13 protein-coding genes and 1 pseudogene are annotated in these 17,796 nt (G+C 73.1%); 13 read left to right on the top strand and 1 reads right to left on the bottom strand.

Features of this window, described 5'->3' with window-relative positions; all coding sequences use genetic code 11:
- Nucleotides 1–88: 88 nt before the first annotated feature.
- Nucleotides 89–365, bottom strand: a pseudogene (locus tag ACRWNP_RS15760) (glycoside hydrolase family 75 protein); the annotation flags it as partial.
- Nucleotides 366–506: 141 nt separating this feature from the next.
- Here ACRWNP_RS15760 and ACRWNP_RS15755 point away from each other — a divergent pair.
- The 13 genes from ACRWNP_RS15755 (at nt 507) to ACRWNP_RS15695 (ending at nt 17,411) form a co-directional block, all read left to right on the top strand.
- Entirely contained in the window at nt 507–1,505 is a 999-nt protein-coding gene (locus tag ACRWNP_RS15755; protein WP_431961849.1) for a polysaccharide deacetylase family protein, read from the top strand.
- 70 nt (nt 1,506–1,575) lie between these two features.
- Nucleotides 1,576–2,421 carry a tyrosine-protein phosphatase gene (locus ACRWNP_RS15750; protein ID WP_431961848.1) on the top strand — a complete coding sequence of 282 codons (846 nt, stop codon included), beginning with the start codon at nt 1,576–1,578 and terminating at the stop codon, nt 2,419–2,421.
- Nucleotides 2,422–2,474: 53 nt separating this feature from the next.
- A complete protein-coding gene (locus ACRWNP_RS15745) occupies nt 2,475–4,967 on the top strand; it encodes a SpoIIE family protein phosphatase (RefSeq protein ID WP_431961847.1) in 2,493 nt (830 codons plus the stop codon).
- 491 nt (nt 4,968–5,458) lie between these two features.
- Nucleotides 5,459–6,277 carry an ABC transporter ATP-binding protein gene (locus tag ACRWNP_RS15740; protein ID WP_431961846.1) on the top strand — a complete coding sequence of 273 codons (819 nt, stop codon included), beginning with the start codon at nt 5,459–5,461 and terminating at the stop codon, nt 6,275–6,277.
- Nucleotides 6,270–6,986, top strand: a complete 717-nt coding sequence (locus tag ACRWNP_RS15735) for an ABC transporter ATP-binding protein (RefSeq protein ID WP_431961845.1) — start codon at nt 6,270–6,272, stop codon at nt 6,984–6,986. Before ACRWNP_RS15740 ends, ACRWNP_RS15735 begins: the two co-directional genes overlap by 8 nt.
- A 30-nt stretch (nt 6,987–7,016) precedes the next feature.
- On the top strand, nt 7,017–7,862 hold the full coding sequence (locus tag ACRWNP_RS15730) for a branched-chain amino acid ABC transporter permease (RefSeq protein ID WP_431961844.1): 846 nt from the start codon (nt 7,017–7,019) through the stop codon (nt 7,860–7,862).
- A 6-nt stretch (nt 7,863–7,868) separates the two neighbouring features.
- Nucleotides 7,869–8,960 carry a branched-chain amino acid ABC transporter permease gene (locus tag ACRWNP_RS15725; RefSeq protein WP_431961843.1) on the top strand — a complete coding sequence of 364 codons (1,092 nt, stop codon included), beginning with the start codon at nt 7,869–7,871 and terminating at the stop codon, nt 8,958–8,960.
- Nucleotides 8,961–9,048: 88 nt separating this feature from the next.
- Nucleotides 9,049–10,365, top strand: a complete 1,317-nt coding sequence (locus tag ACRWNP_RS15720; RefSeq protein WP_431961842.1) for an ABC transporter substrate-binding protein — start codon at nt 9,049–9,051, stop codon at nt 10,363–10,365.
- A gap of 79 nt (nt 10,366–10,444) precedes the next feature.
- Nucleotides 10,445–10,714 carry a hypothetical protein gene (locus ACRWNP_RS15715; RefSeq protein WP_431961841.1) on the top strand — a complete coding sequence of 90 codons (270 nt, stop codon included), beginning with the start codon at nt 10,445–10,447 and terminating at the stop codon, nt 10,712–10,714.
- A gap of 413 nt (nt 10,715–11,127) precedes the next feature.
- Complete coding sequence (locus tag ACRWNP_RS15710; RefSeq protein WP_431961840.1) at nt 11,128–11,355, top strand: type A2 lantipeptide; 228 nt, start codon at nt 11,128–11,130, stop codon at nt 11,353–11,355.
- Nucleotides 11,356–11,459: 104 nt separating this feature from the next.
- Complete coding sequence (locus tag ACRWNP_RS15705) at nt 11,460–12,266, top strand: HlyD family efflux transporter periplasmic adaptor subunit (RefSeq protein ID WP_431961839.1); 807 nt, start codon at nt 11,460–11,462, stop codon at nt 12,264–12,266.
- The gene (locus ACRWNP_RS15700) at nt 12,263–14,521 is read left to right on the top strand and encodes an NHLP family bacteriocin export ABC transporter peptidase/permease/ATPase subunit (protein WP_431961838.1); all 2,259 of its coding nucleotides are present in this window, start codon (nt 12,263–12,265) and stop codon (nt 14,519–14,521) included. The genes ACRWNP_RS15705 and ACRWNP_RS15700 overlap by 4 nt, the downstream gene beginning before the upstream one ends.
- 1 nt (nt 14,522) lies before the next feature.
- Nucleotides 14,523–17,411 (top strand): NHLP bacteriocin export ABC transporter permease/ATPase subunit, encoded by a 2,889-nt coding sequence (locus ACRWNP_RS15695; protein ID WP_431961837.1) that lies wholly within the window; start codon nt 14,523–14,525, stop codon nt 17,409–17,411.
- Nucleotides 17,412–17,796: the final 385 nt, after the last annotated feature.

Here is a 17,796-nt window from a genome sequence, read left to right as displayed (position 1 = left end):
GATCACGCGCCGGGGGCGGCCGCGCAACACGGAGGAGGCGTCTGCCGCGTCACATCGGCCGCCCGGCGTACTCCGGGTCGACGGCGGGTCAGTTGTTCGCCGGGAACTGACGGGCGAGCGTGTCGCCGGCGGAGACCGCCGTGGCGCGGCTCTCGATCGGCGAGACGGAGGAGTTCTTGAAGGGGATGTACGTCACGCCGGACTCCGCCCCGCCGGCCTCCGGGTCCGGGTCGATGCCGAGGGCCTGCGCGGTGGCGTAGGAGGTCGCGCCGGTGCATCGCGGTGGGGCCGGTGTCATCGACGACGGCCGACTCGACGCGGCCGCCGTACACGACGACGACACCGCCGCCCTTGATGCCGGCGCCGCGGTGGTCCCGGGACGAAGGTCCCGCCGGCAAAGGACCCGGACATGACCGAAAGACCGAGGGCGCGCCGCCGCGCGCCCCCTACGGTGGGGGCTGATCCGCATGCCCGGCATGCGCCGGCCGGACCCAGGAGGTACCACCGTGGCACTGACGACCCGGGCGACCCGAGCCCTCGGAGCAGTCGCGGCGGTGACGCTCGCCGGAGCCGCTCTCGCCGCCTGCGGCACGGAGCACATGATGCGGAGCGCCGGTGCCACCGCGTCCGCGCCCTCCGTCCGGGCCGCCGCGCCGGCCTCGCCCTCCGCGCTTTCCTCCGCCCCCACCGCCCCCTCCGCGCCCTCCGCGCCTTCCTCCGCCCCCACCGCGCCGTCCGGCACACCGGGCGCGGCCCGCACCCCGGCGGGCACCGCGCGCCACGACGCCGCCCCGGGTACCGGCCGGCGGCCGGCCCCCGGGCACCGCACGGCCTCGCCCCGCGGCACGGCGGCCCACGGCACCGCGGTCCAGGCACCCGCCCGTGGCACGGTCGTGACCGCGCGCTCGATCCAGCACGGCGTGGAGGCCCCGGGCAGGTCGGTGGCCCTCACCTTCGACGACGGCCCGGACCCGGTGTGGACCCCGAAGGTCCTCGACGTGCTCGCCCGGCACCACGCCAAGGCCACGTTCTGCGAGATAGGCCCCAACGCCCGGGCCCACCCCGACCTGGTGCGGCGGATCACCGCCGCGGGCCACCGGTTGTGCGACCACTCCGTCCACCACGACGAGGCGCAGAGCCGCAAGTCGGAGGAGTACAACCGCCACGAGATACTCGACGCACAGAGCGAGATCTCCCGCGCCGCCGGCTCCGGCGACACATCACTGTGGTACTACCGGGCCCCCGGCGGCGACTTCTCCCCCTCGATCCGCGCCATCGCCGCCGGCCACGGACTGCGCCCGCTCGGCTGGACCGTCGACTCCGACGACTGGCGCCGCCCCGGCGTGGACGCCATCCTCGCGACCGTGAACTCCGAGCTGAAGCCGGGCGCCATCGTGCTCATGCACGACGGCGGCGGCGACCGCAGCCAGACCGTGCGGGCGCTGGAGACCCTGCTCGACCGGCTCGACACGGCCGGCTACACCTACACCTTCCCCCAGCGCTGATCCGGGACCCGGACCGGAACGCGCGACGTGCCGCGTCGCGCCGCCCACGGGCGCGTCGCACCATGAGCACATGGCAACCGGCACCGCCATCCACGCAGGGACCGTGATCAACCTGCGCGACCTTGGCGGCATCCCGCTGGCCGGTCCCGGAGCGGGGCACGCGGTCAGGTCCGGGACGGTCCTGCGCTCCGGCCGGCTCGACCGCTACGACCCGGCCACCGATCCCCGTGTGGCGGACCTGGGCATCAGGACCGTGGTCGACCTGCGCACCGCCGGGGAGCGCGGCGCCGCCCCCGACGTGCTGCCCGCCGGCGCCCGGCTCTTCGTCGCCGACGTCTTCGGCGACGACCCGCACATGGCCCCGGCCCGGCTGAGGACGCTGCTCCGCGACCCGGCACGGGCCGGCCGGGAGCTCGGCGGCGGACGTGCCGAGGACCTGATGGCGGAGGCGTACCGCCGTATGGTGACCTCCCCGACAGCCTGCTCCGCGTACCGCGCGCTGCTGGAGACCGCCGCCGACCCGGCGGCCCGGCCGGTGCTGTTCCACTGCACGGCGGGCAAGGACCGTACGGGCTGGGCGAGCACGCTGCTGCTGACGCTGCTGGGCGCGGACCCGGCCGTGGTACGCGGCGAGTTCCTGGCGGTGAACGCCGCCGTGCAGGCCGCCTACAGCACCCACCTGCGGCGATTCATGAAGTCGGGCGGGGATCCCGGCATCGCCGCCGCGGTCCTGGAGGTGCGGGAGCGCTACCTCGACGCCGCGCTCGGCGCGGTCGCGGAGGGCTGGGGCGATATGACGGCGTACGCCCGGCACGGGCTGCGCCTGCCCGACCCCGCTGTGGCGCGCCTGCGCGAGGGGCTGATCGAGTTCGTGGGAGACGGAGGGAGCGTCACGCGTTCTTCTCACACCCCGTGACGTTTCCCCGCACACGGGCTGCGCCGGGGCCCCGGAGGCGGTGTAATGACCCCGTGGTCAGCGACGGCGCGAAAGGACGCAGAGTTCGGGCGCTGTCCGCCGAGCTCGCGCTCAAAGCGCTCCGATCCGACCTTGGCCACTCCGCCCGCCTGCGATCCGTCATCGAACAGGCGCTGGTCTTCACCGGCGCGACCCACGTCGCCGTGTACGCACCCTCGGAGACCGGCGGGAAGTTGTGCCTGGTCGCCTCGGCCGGGGTGCCGCGCGCCCTGCACGGGCTGCGCCAGAGCTACGCGACGGACGGCGACTCCCCCATGGCCGTCTGCGTGCGCCAGGACCGCGTGGTGTCCGCGGGTCCGGCGGAGGTCGCCCGGATGGCCGGGAACGGGACCCCGGAGCCGCTGGAGGTCTCGCTGACCGCCCTGCCGCTGCGGGCGGACCACGTGAGCGTCGGCTGCCTGGTCGCGGTCACGGACCAGCCGGGCGGCTTCGACGCCGAGGACCGGCAGAGCCTCGGACTCTTCGCCACCGCGATAGGCCACCCCGGCCCCATGCCCGGCGGCGCTTGCGGCGAGGCCGGTCCGGTGGCCGCGGCGGAGCCCCGGGGCACCGGGTTCACCCTCGACATGGACACCGGCTGGATCAACGTGGGCGACGATGTGCTCGCCCTGTTCGGCCTGGAGCCCTCGGGGTTCGACGGCAGGGTGGAGACGCTGCTCGCGCTGACCGTTCCCGAGGACCTACCCGCGCTGATGTCGGTGGTGGAGGCCGGGCACATGGCCACCGGCGAACGCGAGTTGGAGTTCCGCATCCGCCGGCCCTCGGGGGAGTTGCGCTGGCTGCGGCTGCGCGGCCGAGTGCTGTTCGCCCCGGACGGCCGCCCCGTACGGCTGCTCGGCACGGTCGGGGACGCCTCGCGGATGCGGGCCGGGGTCAACGACGTGGGCAGGGTGCAGCAACTCGCCGCCGACCTGGCCAACGCCGCGACCGTGCGGGACGTCAGCGCGGTCGTGGTGAAGGCACTGCGGCGCCCGCTGAACGCCGATCGGGTCGCGCTCGCGGAGCTGGAGAACGACCGGTTGGTGGTCACCGTCCTCGACCCGGCGGCCCCCTCGGCGTGGCCCGAGGTGTGGCACACCGAGTGGCGTTCGGACTGGCCGGACGCGCCCACCCGGGCCATGCCCACGCTGGCGGCCGCGCTGCGCGAGGGCCGGGTCGGCTTCTGGCCGGCCGGGGCGCCGCTGGAGTCCACGCTGGCCGGGGTGGGGCCCGGCGGCCTCGCGGTGCTGCCGCTCCCCGCGGCCGGACGGGTCGTCGGATGCTGCCTGCTCGGCTGGGACCAGCCCCACGAGTTCGGCCCGGACGAACGCGCCGTGCTGACCGCCGCGGCCGGCCTGGTCGGCCAGGCGCTGGTCCGCGTACGGGCCTTCGACGCCGAGCACGAACTGGTCGGCACCCTGCAGCGCACCCTGCTGCCGCGCCGGCTCCCCGTGCTGCCGGGCGGGGTCGCGGTCGCCCGGTACCTGCCGACGACCGGCGGGCTGGAGGTCGGCGGCGACTGGTACGACGTCATACCCCTGCACGACCACCACGTCGCCCTGGTCATCGGCGATGTCCAGGGGCACAACGCCGGGGCCGCCACACTCATGGGCCAGATGCGCACCGCGATCCGCGCCTACGCCGTGGAGGGCCACTCCCCCGACGTCGTCGTGTCCCACGCCAACCGCCTGCTCATGGGCATGGAGACCGATCTCTTCGCGACCTGTTGCTACGTCAGCATCGACATGGAGGAGGGCAGTGCCTGGTGCGTGCGCGCCGGTCACCTGCCCCCGGTGCTGCGGCTGCCGGACGGCGGCACACAGATCGTGGAGGGCGACGGCGGGCCCCCGCTGGGCGTCGTCGACGACGCGGACTTCCCGCTGATCCCCCTCCGGCTGCGCAACGGCACCGTACTCGCGCTGACCACGGACGGCCTGGTCGAGACCGCCGAACTCCCCATGGATGAGGGCATCTCACGGATGGCACGCGAGATGTCCGAGGCAGACCCCTCCCACCTCGGCCGCATGGCCGACGCCCTGCTGAGCGGCGCGACCCGCAGCGACGACGTGGCGCTGCTGCTCATGCGCTACGACGGCATGGCCGTCAAGCCCATACGCGAGAGCTGGACGGTGTGGCGGCTCCCCGACGCCGCCTCGCACGCCCGCCGGTTCACCGCCCGCACCCTGCGCGCGTGGGGGCTGGGCGAGGCGGCCGACACCGTGCTGCTCGTCGTCTCGGAACTGGTCACCAACGCCCTGGTGCACACCGACGGCCAGGTGCGGCTGGACATCACCCTCACTGGCGACCGTTTGCGGATCGCCGTGGGCGACGCCTCGCCCCGGACCCCGGTCAAGCCGGCGATCGTCAACTGGCACGACACGGGCGGCCGCGGCATCCTCCTCGTCGAGGCCCTGTCGGCCGCGTGGGGCACGATGCCCCTCAGCGGCGGCAAGCAGGTGTGGTGCGACATCCCCGTCCACCCCCCGCGCCCCGAAGCGGCCGACTGACGCGGCCGCCCGCTCCGCGGCGCGTGACGCGGGCCGAAGGACCCGGCCCCGGGGCCGGCGTGCCCCTCACCCAAGACCCCCTCCGATCGTCCGCGCAGGCCCGCGGGCGCCGGTTGCGCGGGCGCGAGCATGGGCCGCAGCCCCGGCCGGGCAGGGCGCCCCGCCCCCGAGGTTCCGTTCCGCACGCCTCAGGCAACGGGTAGCCGGTGCCGGGGCGGAGGTCGGAACGGGGCTGCGGGGGCACTGCCCGGGGGCGGTGGGCCCGGTGCTCCAACGGCGACCTGCAGCACCTCTTCCCGACATGCCGACCAGTCGGTATCGTGCGGCCACCCCGGGGCACCGACGCCCACCCGCGCCCGCACACGCACCCGCTCGCCACGGGAGCCCTCCCGAACGGCAGGCCACCGCGCCGACCCCGACCCCGACCCCGCCTCCCGATCCGCCCCTCTCGTCCCGCACCACCCCGCCGAACTCCCAAGGAAGGGTGACTGGTGGAAAGCCTCCTGCGCATCGACGGACTCGAGGTCTCCTTCGGGGGCCTGTCCGCACTCGATGCGGTGTCCCTGTCGGTCCGGCCGGGCGAAGTGCTCGGCGTCATCGGGCCCAACGGGGCCGGAAAGACGACCCTGTTCAACGCCGTGTGCGGCTTCGTACGCCCGGCCGCCGGCACCCTGCACTGGCAGGACCGGGCCCTGCCCTGGCCCCGCCCGCACCAGCTGGCCCGGCTCGGCATCGCCAGGACCCTGCAGGGCCTGGGGCTGTTTCCCCGGCTGACCGTGCTGGAGAACGTCATGGTCGGGGCGACCCGGCACGCGCGGGCGGGCTTCGCCTCCGCACTGCTGGGCCTGCCCCGTTCGGACCGCGACGAACGGCTGCTGCGGCACCGTTCGCTGGCCGTCCTGCGGGAACTCGGCGCGGAGGACGCCGCCGGCCGGCTCCCCGGCGAACTCCCCTACGGCGTGCAGAAGCAGGTCGCGCTCGCCCGGGCGCTGGTCGGCGAGCCGCGGCTGCTGCTGCTCGACGAACCGGCCTCGGGGCTCTCCGAGGACGGCATGCGCGCACTGGGCGAAATCATCTCCGGGCTGCGCGAACGGATGGCGGTCATCCTCGTCGAGCACCACATGGACCTGGTCATGCGGGTCTGCGACCGGGTCCTCGTCCTCGACTTCGGCAAGGTCATCGCCTACGGCACCCCGGACGAGGTGCGCGACGACCCGCTGGTGACCGAGGCGTACCTCGGCGACGAGGTCACCGCGGGAACACCGGCGCCGGCCGAGCCCGGGTCCCGAGAGGAGTCCTCCCGTGCTTGAGGTCCGCGAACTCGTCGTCTCCTACGGCATGGTGCGGGCCCTGGACGAGGTGTCACTCACCGTGGACCAGGGCAGCGTCACCGCCGTGCTCGGCGCCAACGGCGCCGGCAAGACCACCCTGCTGCGCGCCGTCAACGGACTCGTCCGGCCGCGCTCCGGCAGCGTCCTGCTCGACGGCGCCGACATCACCGGGCTGCCCGTCGAGGAGGTCGTACGCCTGGGTCTGGCCCACGTGCCGGAGGGCCGCGGGGTCGTCACCGAGCTGACCGTCCACGACAACCTCCGGCTGGGCGTCCTGTGGCGGGACCGGCGTGAGCGCAGGGCGCTGCAGTCCGCCGGCCTGGAGGAGGTGTACGCCCTCTTCCCCGCCCTGGCCGAGCGGCGCGCGCGGCTCGCGGAGACGCTCTCCGGCGGCGAACGGCAGATGCTCGCCATCGGCAGGGCGCTGATGACCCGGCCGCGGCTGCTGCTGCTCGACGAGCCGTCGCTGGGGCTCGCGCCCCGCGTCACCGCCCAGATCCTCGCCGTCCTGCGGGAGTTGCGGGAGCGGCAGGGGCTCACCGTACTCCTGGTGGAGCAGAACGCGCGCAGCGCCCTGTCCGTCGCGGACCACGGCGTCGTACTGAACCTGGGGCGGGTGGTCGCGGCCGACGCGGCCGCGCGCCTCGCCACCGCGGACGACCTCCGCCACGCCTACCTGGGGTTCTGAATGTATTTCATCAATCTGACATTGGGCGGGGTGAGCAGCGGCATCGTCTACGCGGCGGTCGCGCTGGCCCTGGTGCTCATCTGGCGGGCGACCCGGATCGTCAACTTCGCCCAGGGCGGCATGCTGATGATCACGACCTTCGTCGCCCTCGGCGTGATCCACGCGACCGGTTCCTACTGGCTGGGGCTGCTGGCCGCCCTCGCCTCGGGCTTCGTCCTGGGGGCCGTCGTGGAACGGGTGCTCGTCCGCCCGGTCGAGAACGGGCCGCCGATGAACGCGGTCATCGTCACCCTCGGCCTGCTGCTGTTCCTGCAGGCGGTGGCCGGGATGGTGTGGGGCGGCTCGCCGCGCTCCTTCCCGCCGCTGCTGGGCATCAAGGGCTTCACGGTGGGCGACGCCCGGTTGCTGCTGTCGCCCTCGGACATGTTCGTGATCGGGGCCGTGCTCGTGGTGATGGCACTGCTCGTGCTGCTCTTCCGGGTCACCCCGGTGGGGCTGCGGATGCGGGCGGCTGCCTTCTCCCCCGAGGTGGCCCGGATGTTCGGGGTGCGGGTCGGGCGGGTGCTCACGCTGGGGTGGGCGCTGGCGGGGGCGGTCGGGGCGCTCGCCGGGGTCCTGGTGGCGCCGTCGACCTTCGTCGGGCCCAACCAGTTCGACGCGGTGCTGGTGTTCGGCTTCGCCGCCGCGGTGGTCGGCGGGCTGGACAGCCCGCCCGGGGCGGTGGTCGGCGGGCTCGTGGTCGGGCTCACCCTCTCCTACGTCTCGGGGTATCTGGGGTCCGAGGTCGCGCTGCTGGGCGCGCTGGCGGTACTGATGACGGTGCTGATGATCCGGCCCAACGGCCTGTTCTCACGCGCCTCCGTGCGACGGGTGTGAGGGCCGATGACCGACACGACGGACACGAAGGACCCGGGGTCCCCGCCCGGGGGCCCGGCCGCGGCCGGGCTGAGGGCCCGGTTCCGCGGGCCGATGGACCGCACCGCGGTGCGGCACCTGGTGCCCGCGCTGCTCGGGCTGCTGGTGGTCTACGGCGTCAGCGCCCTGCTGTCGCCGTACCAGAACCTGGAGGTCGCCACCGTCGCCACGTATGTGTGCGCGGTCGCCGGGCTGACCGTCCTGACCGGGACCAACGGCCAGATCTCACTGGGCCACGGCGCGCTGATGGCGGTCGGCGCCTACGGGACCGGCCTGTTCCTCACCGAACTGGGCTGGTCGCTGGCCGTCTCGCTGCCGGCGGGCACGGCGGTCACGGCCGCCCTCGGAGCGCTGGTGGGCACCGCGGCGGCCCGGCTGCAGGGCCCGTACCTCGCGGGTGCGACGCTCACCCTGGCCGTCGGGCTGCCGGCACTGGCCAACTACCGCCACCTGACCGATCTGCTGGGCGGCGAGAACGGACTCATGGTGGCCTCGCCCCCGCCGCCGGAGGCGCTGGGCCCGTACTTCCCGCTGGAGCGCTGGCAGGCCTGGGTCTGCGTGCTGTGCGCGGTGGTCGTCCTGGTGTTCCTCGCCGACCTGGGGCGCAGCCGCGTCGGCCGGTCGTGGCGGGCGATCCGGGACGACGAGGTCTCCGCGGCGCTGGCCGGCATCCACGTGGCGCGGCTGCGGGTGCTCGCCTTCGTGGTCAGCGCGGCCTGCGCGGGCCTGGGCGGCGGGCTCCTCGCGGTGGTCAGTTCGCTGGCCGCGCCCGGGGCGTTCCCGCTGGCGCTGTCCCTGTCCCTGCTGACGGCGGCCGTGCTCGGCGGGCTCGGCAGCCTGGCGGGCGCCGTGTACGGCTCGGTGCTCCTCGTCCTGCTGCCCAACTGGACGGGTGACGTGGCGGACGCCCTGCACCTGTCCCGGGGCTTCTACGCGAACCTGCCGCTCGCCCTGTACGGCCTCGCCCTCGTCCTGTCGATGCTCCTGTTCCCGCAGGGGATCCAAGGGGCCCTCATCCGTCTGGTCCGGCGGCTCCGCACCCAGGGCCCCGGTACCTGACCGTCCACATCCCGTTCCCTCAACCACTGGCGTGTCACCCGAAATCAGCCCAACACCCACCGAATCCGATTCGGTTCCAGGAGGGGTCATGAGAAGAAGCCACCGACACGGCCCGGGCCTGCGCGGCGGCACCGCGCTGGCCGTGCTGGCCCTGGTGCTCACCGCCTGTTCCGACGGCTCCGGCAGCGGTTCCGCCGCGCCGGGCGTCACCAAGGACAGCATCGTCATCGGCAGCCACCAGCCGCTCACCGGACCCGCGGCACCCGGGTACAGCAACGTCTCGGCGGGCGCGAAGGCGTACTTCGACCACGTCAACGCCAAGGGCGGGGTCAACGGCCGGAAGATCGAGTTCAGGTACAGGGACGACGCGTACAACCCGACCCAGACGGTGAAGGTCACCAAGGAACTCGTCCTGGAGGACAAGATCTTCGCGATGGTGGGCGGCCTCGGCACGCCCACCCACACCAAGGTGGTCGACTACCTCAACAGCCGCCGGGTGCCCGACCTGTTCGTGTCCTCCGGCTGTCGCTGCTGGGACGAGCCCGGCAAGCACCCGCAGACCTTCGGCTGGCAGCCGGACTACCTCGTCGAGGGCAAGATCCTCGGGCAGTACATCAAGGAGAACTTCGCGGGCAAGAAGGTCGCCTACTTCTACCAGGGCGACGACTTCGGCAAGGACGGCGTCGAGGGCCTGGACCAGTACATCCCCAAGGAGTCGGTGGTCAGCCGGCAGAGCTACCAGCCCGGCGGCACCGACATCGCCCCGCAGGTCACGGCCATCGCCCAGGCCAAGGCGGACGTGGTCGTGCTGTTCACCATCCCGACGTACACCGCGCTGTTCAAGCTCACCTCGCTCAAGCTCCGCTACGACCCGCAGATGGTGGTGACCAACGTCGGTTCCGACCCGACCACCCTGGCGGGCCTGCTGGAGTCCTTCGCGAAGCAGGCGGGGGGCACGGCCGACCCGGCGGCGCTCATGGACGGCATCATCACCGACACCTACATGCCGCCCACCAACGACGCCTCCAACAGCTGGATCAAGCTCTACCGCGAGATCCACGACAAGTACATCCCGAAGCTGCCCTTCGACGGCAACGTCGAGTTCGGGATGTCCATGGCGTACACCTTCGTCCAGGCGCTGCAGGCCGCGGGGAAGAACCCCACGCGGGAGTCGCTGGTGAAGGCCGTGGAGAAGGGCGGCTTCACCGGGCCCGGACTGGTGCCGTTCCGGTTCAGCGGGGACTCCCACGCGGGCTACACCGGCGTCCAGATCGGCATCCTGAAGGGCAGCACCGAGGTCGCCCTGCAGGGCACTCCGCTGGTGACGGACGACGAGCAGGGCGCCATCACGCCGTACACCACGGCGCAGCCGGAGGCCCCCGCCGACGGCATCCCGGCGTCCTGAGGGGCGAGGGGTAGTGTGCCGCCCCTCCAGGCAGTGGGTTCACGGCGCTTCGTGACCGTGACGGACGGAAGGTCCCGGGATGGGCGACACACGCGGTGACGAGCTGCTCATCGGCGATCCCGCGGGCCTGCCCACGACCGGTGGGGCGTCCGGGCCGGCCCCGGCCCGGACGCCCGGCCGGGCGGCGACGGGCATGGCCGAGGTGGTCCGCCGCGCGGACGCCGGCGTCGGCGGGCTCTACCAGCCTGGCCGTCTCCCGCCGGGCGTCCTGACCGACACCGCCATCGAACTCATCTGCAGCCTCTGCGACTTCGGGCTGTCGGCCGCCGGGGACGACGCCACGGCCTGAGCCGTCCGGCGACCGGCCGCGGCATCCCGCGCGCCGCGGATCCGCCCTGTTCACGGGCAGGGCGAGCGACTCAAGCGCAGGGCTGAACATTACCTCCGGTAAATCTGCACACCGCACACCTGGGCGACATACGCCCGCACGTCCGTCCGGGACACCGACCGCCGGTGCGCGCGGTTTGATCCGGAGTGCCCGGTTCCACCGTCCGGACGGGATCCCCGAGTGTGAAGGAATTGCCACCGGGCCGTGGGGGATTCGGCGCACCGGTGAAGCCGTGAATCCGAACCGGATTCGAACGCACGGATCGCCAATTGGCCGTCCCACCTGCTCCCATGCTTGTATCCCGTGCCGTGGCGAAGAGGTTGCCCCCTGATGATTCGCCACATGAAATGTGTTCACACGAAGGGAAACCCCCCATGGACTTCACCTCCCAGGTTGAGACCCGCGAGATCTCCGACGCGGACCTGGACAACGTCTCCGGCGGTCTCGTGGGTGGCCTCGTGGCCAACGCCACCGGCACCGTCGAGTCGATCGCCCCGGTCGCGGGCACCGTTTCCGGTGTCGTCGGCACCGTCGAGGGCGTCTCCGGCGTCAACACCGGCGCCGTGACCGGTCTGGCCACCGGCCTGATCGCAGGTCTCTGAGACTGATGGATCCGCGAGTCCCGGAAACCTCCCTTCCGGGACCCGCGGACGCCATTGCGGCATGGTGCCCCAATGGCGAGGGATGCGGCTGAGGAAAGAGTTCCGTGCAGTTTCGCCAAAAGGCCCTTGCCAAACTCCAATCACCGGAAGAACTCGATCTCCCGGTGCGTTTCGCACGCCCGCAGGGTCGTCTCGTGCTGTCCGTCGCCATTCTCGTGATGGCAGCCGCGGCTTCCTGGGCGGTAAACGGTTCCGTGTCCTCGAAATTGAGCGCGCCCGGAATCATCGGCTACGGGCAGGGCAGTTACGTGCTGCAGAGCCCGGTCGCCGGACAGGTCACCCGGGTCCTCGCCGAGGAAGGGGAGCGCCTGCCCGCGGACGCCCCTGTGCTCAACGTGCGTACGGCGCGCGGTGACACCGTCGTCCGCACCGTGGCCGCGGGCCGGGTCAGCGCCCTGGTCGCCACGCTCGGCACCGTCGTCACCGTCGGCGCGGACGTGGCGACGGTCGAACGTGTCGCCCGCACCAATGACCCGCTCGTCGCGACCCTCTACGTCCCGGCGACCGGCGCCTCCTCGGTGCCGGTGGGCGCCGCGGTGGACCTCGCCGTCGAGTCGGCGCCCCAGGCGCGGTACGGCGTGCTGCGCGGCCATGTGCAGGCCGTCGGCCGCACCTCACGCACCGCACGGCAGATCGCCACCGACCTCGGCGACCCGCAACTCGCTGCCCAACTCGCCGGTGCGGGACGCCCGGTGGCCGTCGTGGTACGCCTCGACGGATCCTCCCGGACCCCGAGCGGCTACCGCTGGTCCAAGGGCGACGGCCCCTCGTACGAGCTGGACTCCATGACCCTGGCCACCGGCGCCGTCCGCCTGGCCGCACAGCGCCCGATCGATTGGCTGCTCCCGTGACCGCGCCGACCGCCCGGCCCCAGCAGCGGCCCCTTCCGCCCGCCGGCCGCCGCAGACACCGCCCCGAGCCCGCACGCACCCGCCGGCAGCGGCCGGGCCGCAGGCCGCGCACCGTCCGCACCCCCACCGTGCTGCAGATGGAGGCCGTTGAGTGCGGCGCGGCCTCCCTGGCGATGGTGCTCGGCCACTACGGCCGGCACGTCCCGCTGGAGGAACTGCGCATCGCCTGCGGCGTCTCCCGCGACGGCTCCCGGGCCAGCAACCTGCTGAAGGCGGCCCGCGGCTACGGCCTGCGGGCCAAAGGCATGCAGATGGAGACCGCGGCCCTCGCCGAGGTACGCGCCCCGGCCATCCTCTTCTGGGAGTTCAACCACTACGTCGTCTACGACGGTACGGGACGCCGGCTCGGCCGGCGCGGCGTCCACATCAACGACCCCGACAAGGGGCGGCGGTTCGTGCCCCTGGAGGACTTCGACACCAGCTTCACGGGTGTCGTGCTGACCTTCGAGCCGGGCCCGGACTTCCACCGCGGCGGCCGCAGGCCCGGCATCCTCGCCGCCCTGCCGGCCCGGCTGCGCGGCACCAGCGGCACCATGCTCGCCGCGCTGGTGGCCAGCCTCCTGCTGGTCGCGGTCGGGGCGGCACTGCCGGCGCTCAGCCGCGCCTACATCGACCTGTTCCTGATAGGTGACCAGACCTCGCTGTTGGGCACGCTGTTCGCGTCGATGGCCGTCATGGTGGCGCTCACCGCCGCGCTCACCGCGGTCCAGCAGTCCAACCTGCTGCGCGGCCGCATCATCTCCTCCACCCTCGGCAGCGCTCGCTTCCTGCGCCACCTGCTGCGGCTGCCGGTCACCTTCTTCACCCAGCGCAACCCGGCCGACCTCGTGCAGCGCCTGCAGTCCAACGACGCGGTCGCCGAGACCCTCGCCCGCGACCTGGCCGCGGCGGCCGTCGACGGCGTCGTCGTCGTGCTCTACGCGCTGCTGATGTGGAGTTACGACCCGCAGCTGACCGTTCTCGGGGTGGGGATCGCGCTGCTCAACGCCGTCGCCATGCGCGTGGTGACACGGCTGCGGGCCACCCGGACGCAGAAACTGCGCGCCGACAGCGCCCGGCTGACCAACACCTCGTACACCGGCCTCCAGTTGATCGAGACCATGAAGGCCACCGGCGGCGAGAACGGATACTTCCGCCGCTGGGCGGGACAGCACGCCTCCACCCTGGAGGAGCAGCAGCGGCTCGGCGTGCCCAGCGCCTGGCTGTCGGTCGTCGCCCCGACGCTCGCGACGCTCAACAGCGCGCTGATCCTGTGGATCGGCGGGCTGCGGGCGGTGGAGGGGCACATCTCGATCGGCCTGCTCGTCGCCTTCCAGGCCCTGGTGACGCGGTTCACCGCGCCCATCACCCGGCTCAACGGCGTCGCGGGCCGCATCCAGGACTTCGCCGCAGACGTGGTGCGGCTCAAGGACGTCGAGAACTTCCCCGTCGACTCGCTGTACACGCGCCCCGACTCCGGGGCGAGCACGCGCCGGCTGAAGGGCCACGTCACGCTGGAGGACATCACCTTCGGCTACAGCCCGCTCGACAAGCCGCTGCTGTCCGGTTTCTCATTGTCCGTCGCGCCCGGCCGCCAGGTCGCGGTGGTCGGCGGCTCCGGCAGCGGCAAGTCCACCGTCTCCCGGCTCATCGCGGGGCTCTACAGCCCCTGGGAGGGCACCATCCGCATCGACGGGCAGCGCCTGGAGGACATCCCGCGCGGCGCCCTTGCCGCCTCCGTCTCCTTCGTCGACCAGGACGTCTTCCTCTTCGAGGGCACGGTCCGCGACAACGTGGCGCTGTGGGACCCCTCCATCCCCGACGCGGACGTGGAGGCCGCGCTGCGCGACGCCTGCCTGTACGAGGTCGTCGCCCGCCGCCCCGGCGGCGTCCACAGCCACGTCGAGCAGGACGGCCGCAACTTCTCGGGCGGGCAGCGGCAGCGGCTGGAGATCGCCCGGGCCCTGGTCCGGCAGCCCAGCGTGCTGGTGCTCGACGAGGTGACCAGCGCCCTCGACGCGGAGACCGAGCAGTTCATCATCGACAACCTGCGGCGCCGCGGCTGCGCCTGCGTGGTGATCGCACACCGGCTCAGCACGGTCCGCGACAGCGACGAGATCGTGGTCCTGGACCACGGCACGGTCGTCGAGCGCGGGCGCCACGAGGAGCTGATCGCGGCGGGCGGTGCTTACGCCGCACTGGTCAAGGAGCACTGAAGTGATCCCCGTACAGCCCGGCACCGCCGCCGAGGACCCGGTACTGACCGCGCTCGGCGGGCTCGGCGGCCCCCTCGACTGCAGCGGTCTGCGCAGCCTGCCCCTGGAGGGCCCGCACGTGCTGTGGCTCGTGGTGGCCGGCGCCCTCGACCTGTTCGCGGTCGACGCGGCCCAGCAGGGCCACTGGCACTACCTGGGCCGGCTGGAACCCGGCGCCCTCCTGCTCGGCCCGGTCGAGGGGCCCCGGCACACCTTGGTCGGCCGCCCGCTGCAGGGCTGCTTCCTGCGCCGCGTCCCGCTGCGCGAGCTGTACCGGCCGGCCCACCCGCAGCAGGCGGGGTACGGCGACGGCTGGGCGCCGCAGGGCCCGTACGGCGCCGGCCACGACACCCGGGAGCTCCCCCTCAGCCTCCTCGAGCACGCCTTCGCGCTCGGCGTCGGACGCGGCCAGCGCGTGCTGTACGAGGCCCCGCTGGCCGGCCGGACCATGGACGGCGAGCACGTCGCCGACGACGACATCCTGTGGCTGCCGGTCCTTCCGGGCAGCGTGCAGTACGGCGCCGCGTACTCCGCGGAGGCGGCGGGCGACCTGCTCGTCGACGGCGCGATGTGGCAGAGCATGGTCAACCAGCAGTATCGGCTGCTGTCGACCCTGGACGGCTGGATCGAGGGCATGGAGCGTGCCCACGAGGACCGCACGGCCGCGGGCATCCGGGCCGGGGAGGCCGTCCGCGAGCAGGCCGACCGCGATCTGCTGGCCTCCATCGCCACCTCCCGCAAGGCTCCCTCGCGTACCGCGGCCGCCTCCGACGACGCGACGTACGCCGTCTGCCGGCAGGTCGCGGAGGCCGCCGGGATCCCCCTCGTCCCACCCTCGCGCGGCGGCGCCGTCAGCGAACGGACGGACCCCGTCGAGCGGGTCGCCGTCACCTCCGGCATCCGTACCCGCCCGGTACGGCTCGACGGCCAATGGTGGCGGGAGAACACCGGTCCGCTGGTCGGCCGGCGTGCCGCTTCCGGCGCGCCGGTGGCCCTGCTGTGGCGGCGCGGCGGCTACGAGGCGGTCGGGCCGGGCGGCAGCAGCCGCGTGCGGGTCGCCGAATACAACGCGGAGGACTTCGAGCAGCGCGCGGACATGCTGTACCGGCCGCTCCCCGAACGCGGCATCGGGTTGACGCGTCTGCTGCGCTTCAGCCTCAGGGGCTCCGCGGGCGATCTGCGCAACCTCGTCCTGAGCAGCCTGGTCACCGTCGGCCTCGGCGCGCTCGTGCCCATCGCGACCGGCCAGGTGCTGGGCACGTACGTGCCCGACGCGGAGACCGGGCTCATCGTCCAGGCCTCGCTGGCCGTCGCCGTCACCGGCCTGGTGTGCGCCGCGTTCATGCTGACGCAGAACCTCACCGTGCTGCGCATCGAGGGGCGCGTCGAGGCCACCCTGCAGCCCGCCGTGTGGGACCGCCTGCTGCGCCTGCCTACCGGGTTCTTCGCCGGGCGCTCCACGGGCGAACTCGCCAGTGCCGCGATGGGCATCAGCGCCATCCGCCGGGTGCTCGCCGGGCTCGGCCCGGTCGCCGTCCAGGCGACCACGGTCGGCGCGATGAACCTCGTCCTGCTGCTCCTGTACAGCGTCCCGCTCGCTCTCGCCGCCCTCGGCATGCTGGTCGTCATCGGGGCGGTGCTCCTGGGCCTCGGGCTGTGGGAACTGCGCTGGCAGCGACGGCTGGTGGAACTCGGCAACAAGCTCAACAACGAGGCCTTCCAGACCCTGCGCGGCCTGCCCAAGCTCCGCGTCGCCGCCGCGGAGAGCTTCGCCTACGCCGCCTGGGCCCGCCGCTTCGCCCGCAGCCGGGAGCTGCAGCGGCGCGCGGGCCGCGTCAAGAACATCACGACCGTCCTCAACGCGGTCTACCTGCCGCTCTGCTCCCTCATCATGTTCATGCTGCTGGCCGGCCCGGCCCGGGGCTCGTTGTCCGCGTCCGGCTTCCTCACCTTCAGCACCGCCATGACCATGCTGCTGACCTCGGTCACCCAGCTCACCGGGGCGCTGCTGTCGGCCGCGGCGGTGCTGCCGATGTACGAGCAGGTCAAGCCGATCCTGGACGAGGCGCCCGAGGTGCGCGGCGGCAGCACCCAGCCCGGCGTCCTGTCCGGCGCGATCGAGGCCCGCAACCTCTCCTTCCGCTACTCCGACGACGGTCCGCTCGTCCTCGACGACGTCAGCCTGCGGGTCGGGCCCGGGGAGTTCGTGGCGATCGTCGGCCCCAGCGGCTGCGGCAAGTCCACGCTGCTGCGCCTGCTCATCGGCTTCGGCCGGCCCGCCTCCGGCAGCGTGCTCTACGACGGCCAGGACCTGGCCGCGCTCGACCAGGTCGCGGTCCGCCGGCAGTGCGGGGTGGTGCTGCAGAACGCCCAGCCGTTCACCGGCTCGATCCTCGACTGCATCTGCGGAGCCGAGGCGTACACGCAGGAGGAGGCGATGGAGGCGGCCGCCATGGCCGGTCTCGCCGAGGACATCAAGCGCATGCCCATGGGTCTCCACACCATGATCGCGGGCGGCAGCACCATCTCCGGCGGCCAGCGCCAGCGCCTGATGATCGCCCAAGCCCTCATCCGGCGGCCCCGAATCCTCTTCCTCGACGAGGCGACCAGTGCCCTGGACAACGAGACCCAGCGCATCGTCATCGACAGCACCCGGCGGCTGCGGGCCAGCCGTGTCGTGATCGCCCACCGGCTCTCCACGGTGATGGACGCCGATCGCGTGGTCGTCATGGAGGACGGCCGCGTCGTCGAGCAGGGCCGCCCCGCGGACCTGCTGGCCAACCCCGGCGGCCGACTGCACGATCTGGTGCGGCGCCAGATGAGCCAGGTCAGTAGAACGGCGTCCCAGTAACGTGCGCACACCGGCGTACGACTGACGCGGCGTTTCGGCGCAATTCCGCTCTCACGGTGTCGGCATCCCGACACCTGTCTGCAAAACGACAGGCAGTCAGGTGCGGAAGTCGCTCAGGACCCCGGCAACGTGCCACCCCCCGGGAACCCGTGATCAGCACCCAGGAGCACGGGTTCAACCACCGCCACACGTATCCGAGTTATCGCTGCTCAAGGCTTTGGCAGGCTCACTTCCCGTACCTCGGCGACCGACCGGGCGCCGCTCCCGTCGCGGGGGACTCACCGCGCCGCAGCAGGGAAAAATCCCCCGTCAGACGGCCTCGCCAACGCCGGGCGAGACGGATCGTCATTCGAATGTGATCTTCTCGTAATCGCTTGGAGGTTGG

It is taken from the genome of Actinacidiphila sp. bgisy160, assembly GCF_965342435.1.
Classification (GTDB): domain Bacteria; phylum Actinomycetota; class Actinomycetes; order Streptomycetales; family Streptomycetaceae; genus Actinacidiphila.
This window is presented reverse-complemented; position numbering and strand designations above follow the sequence as displayed.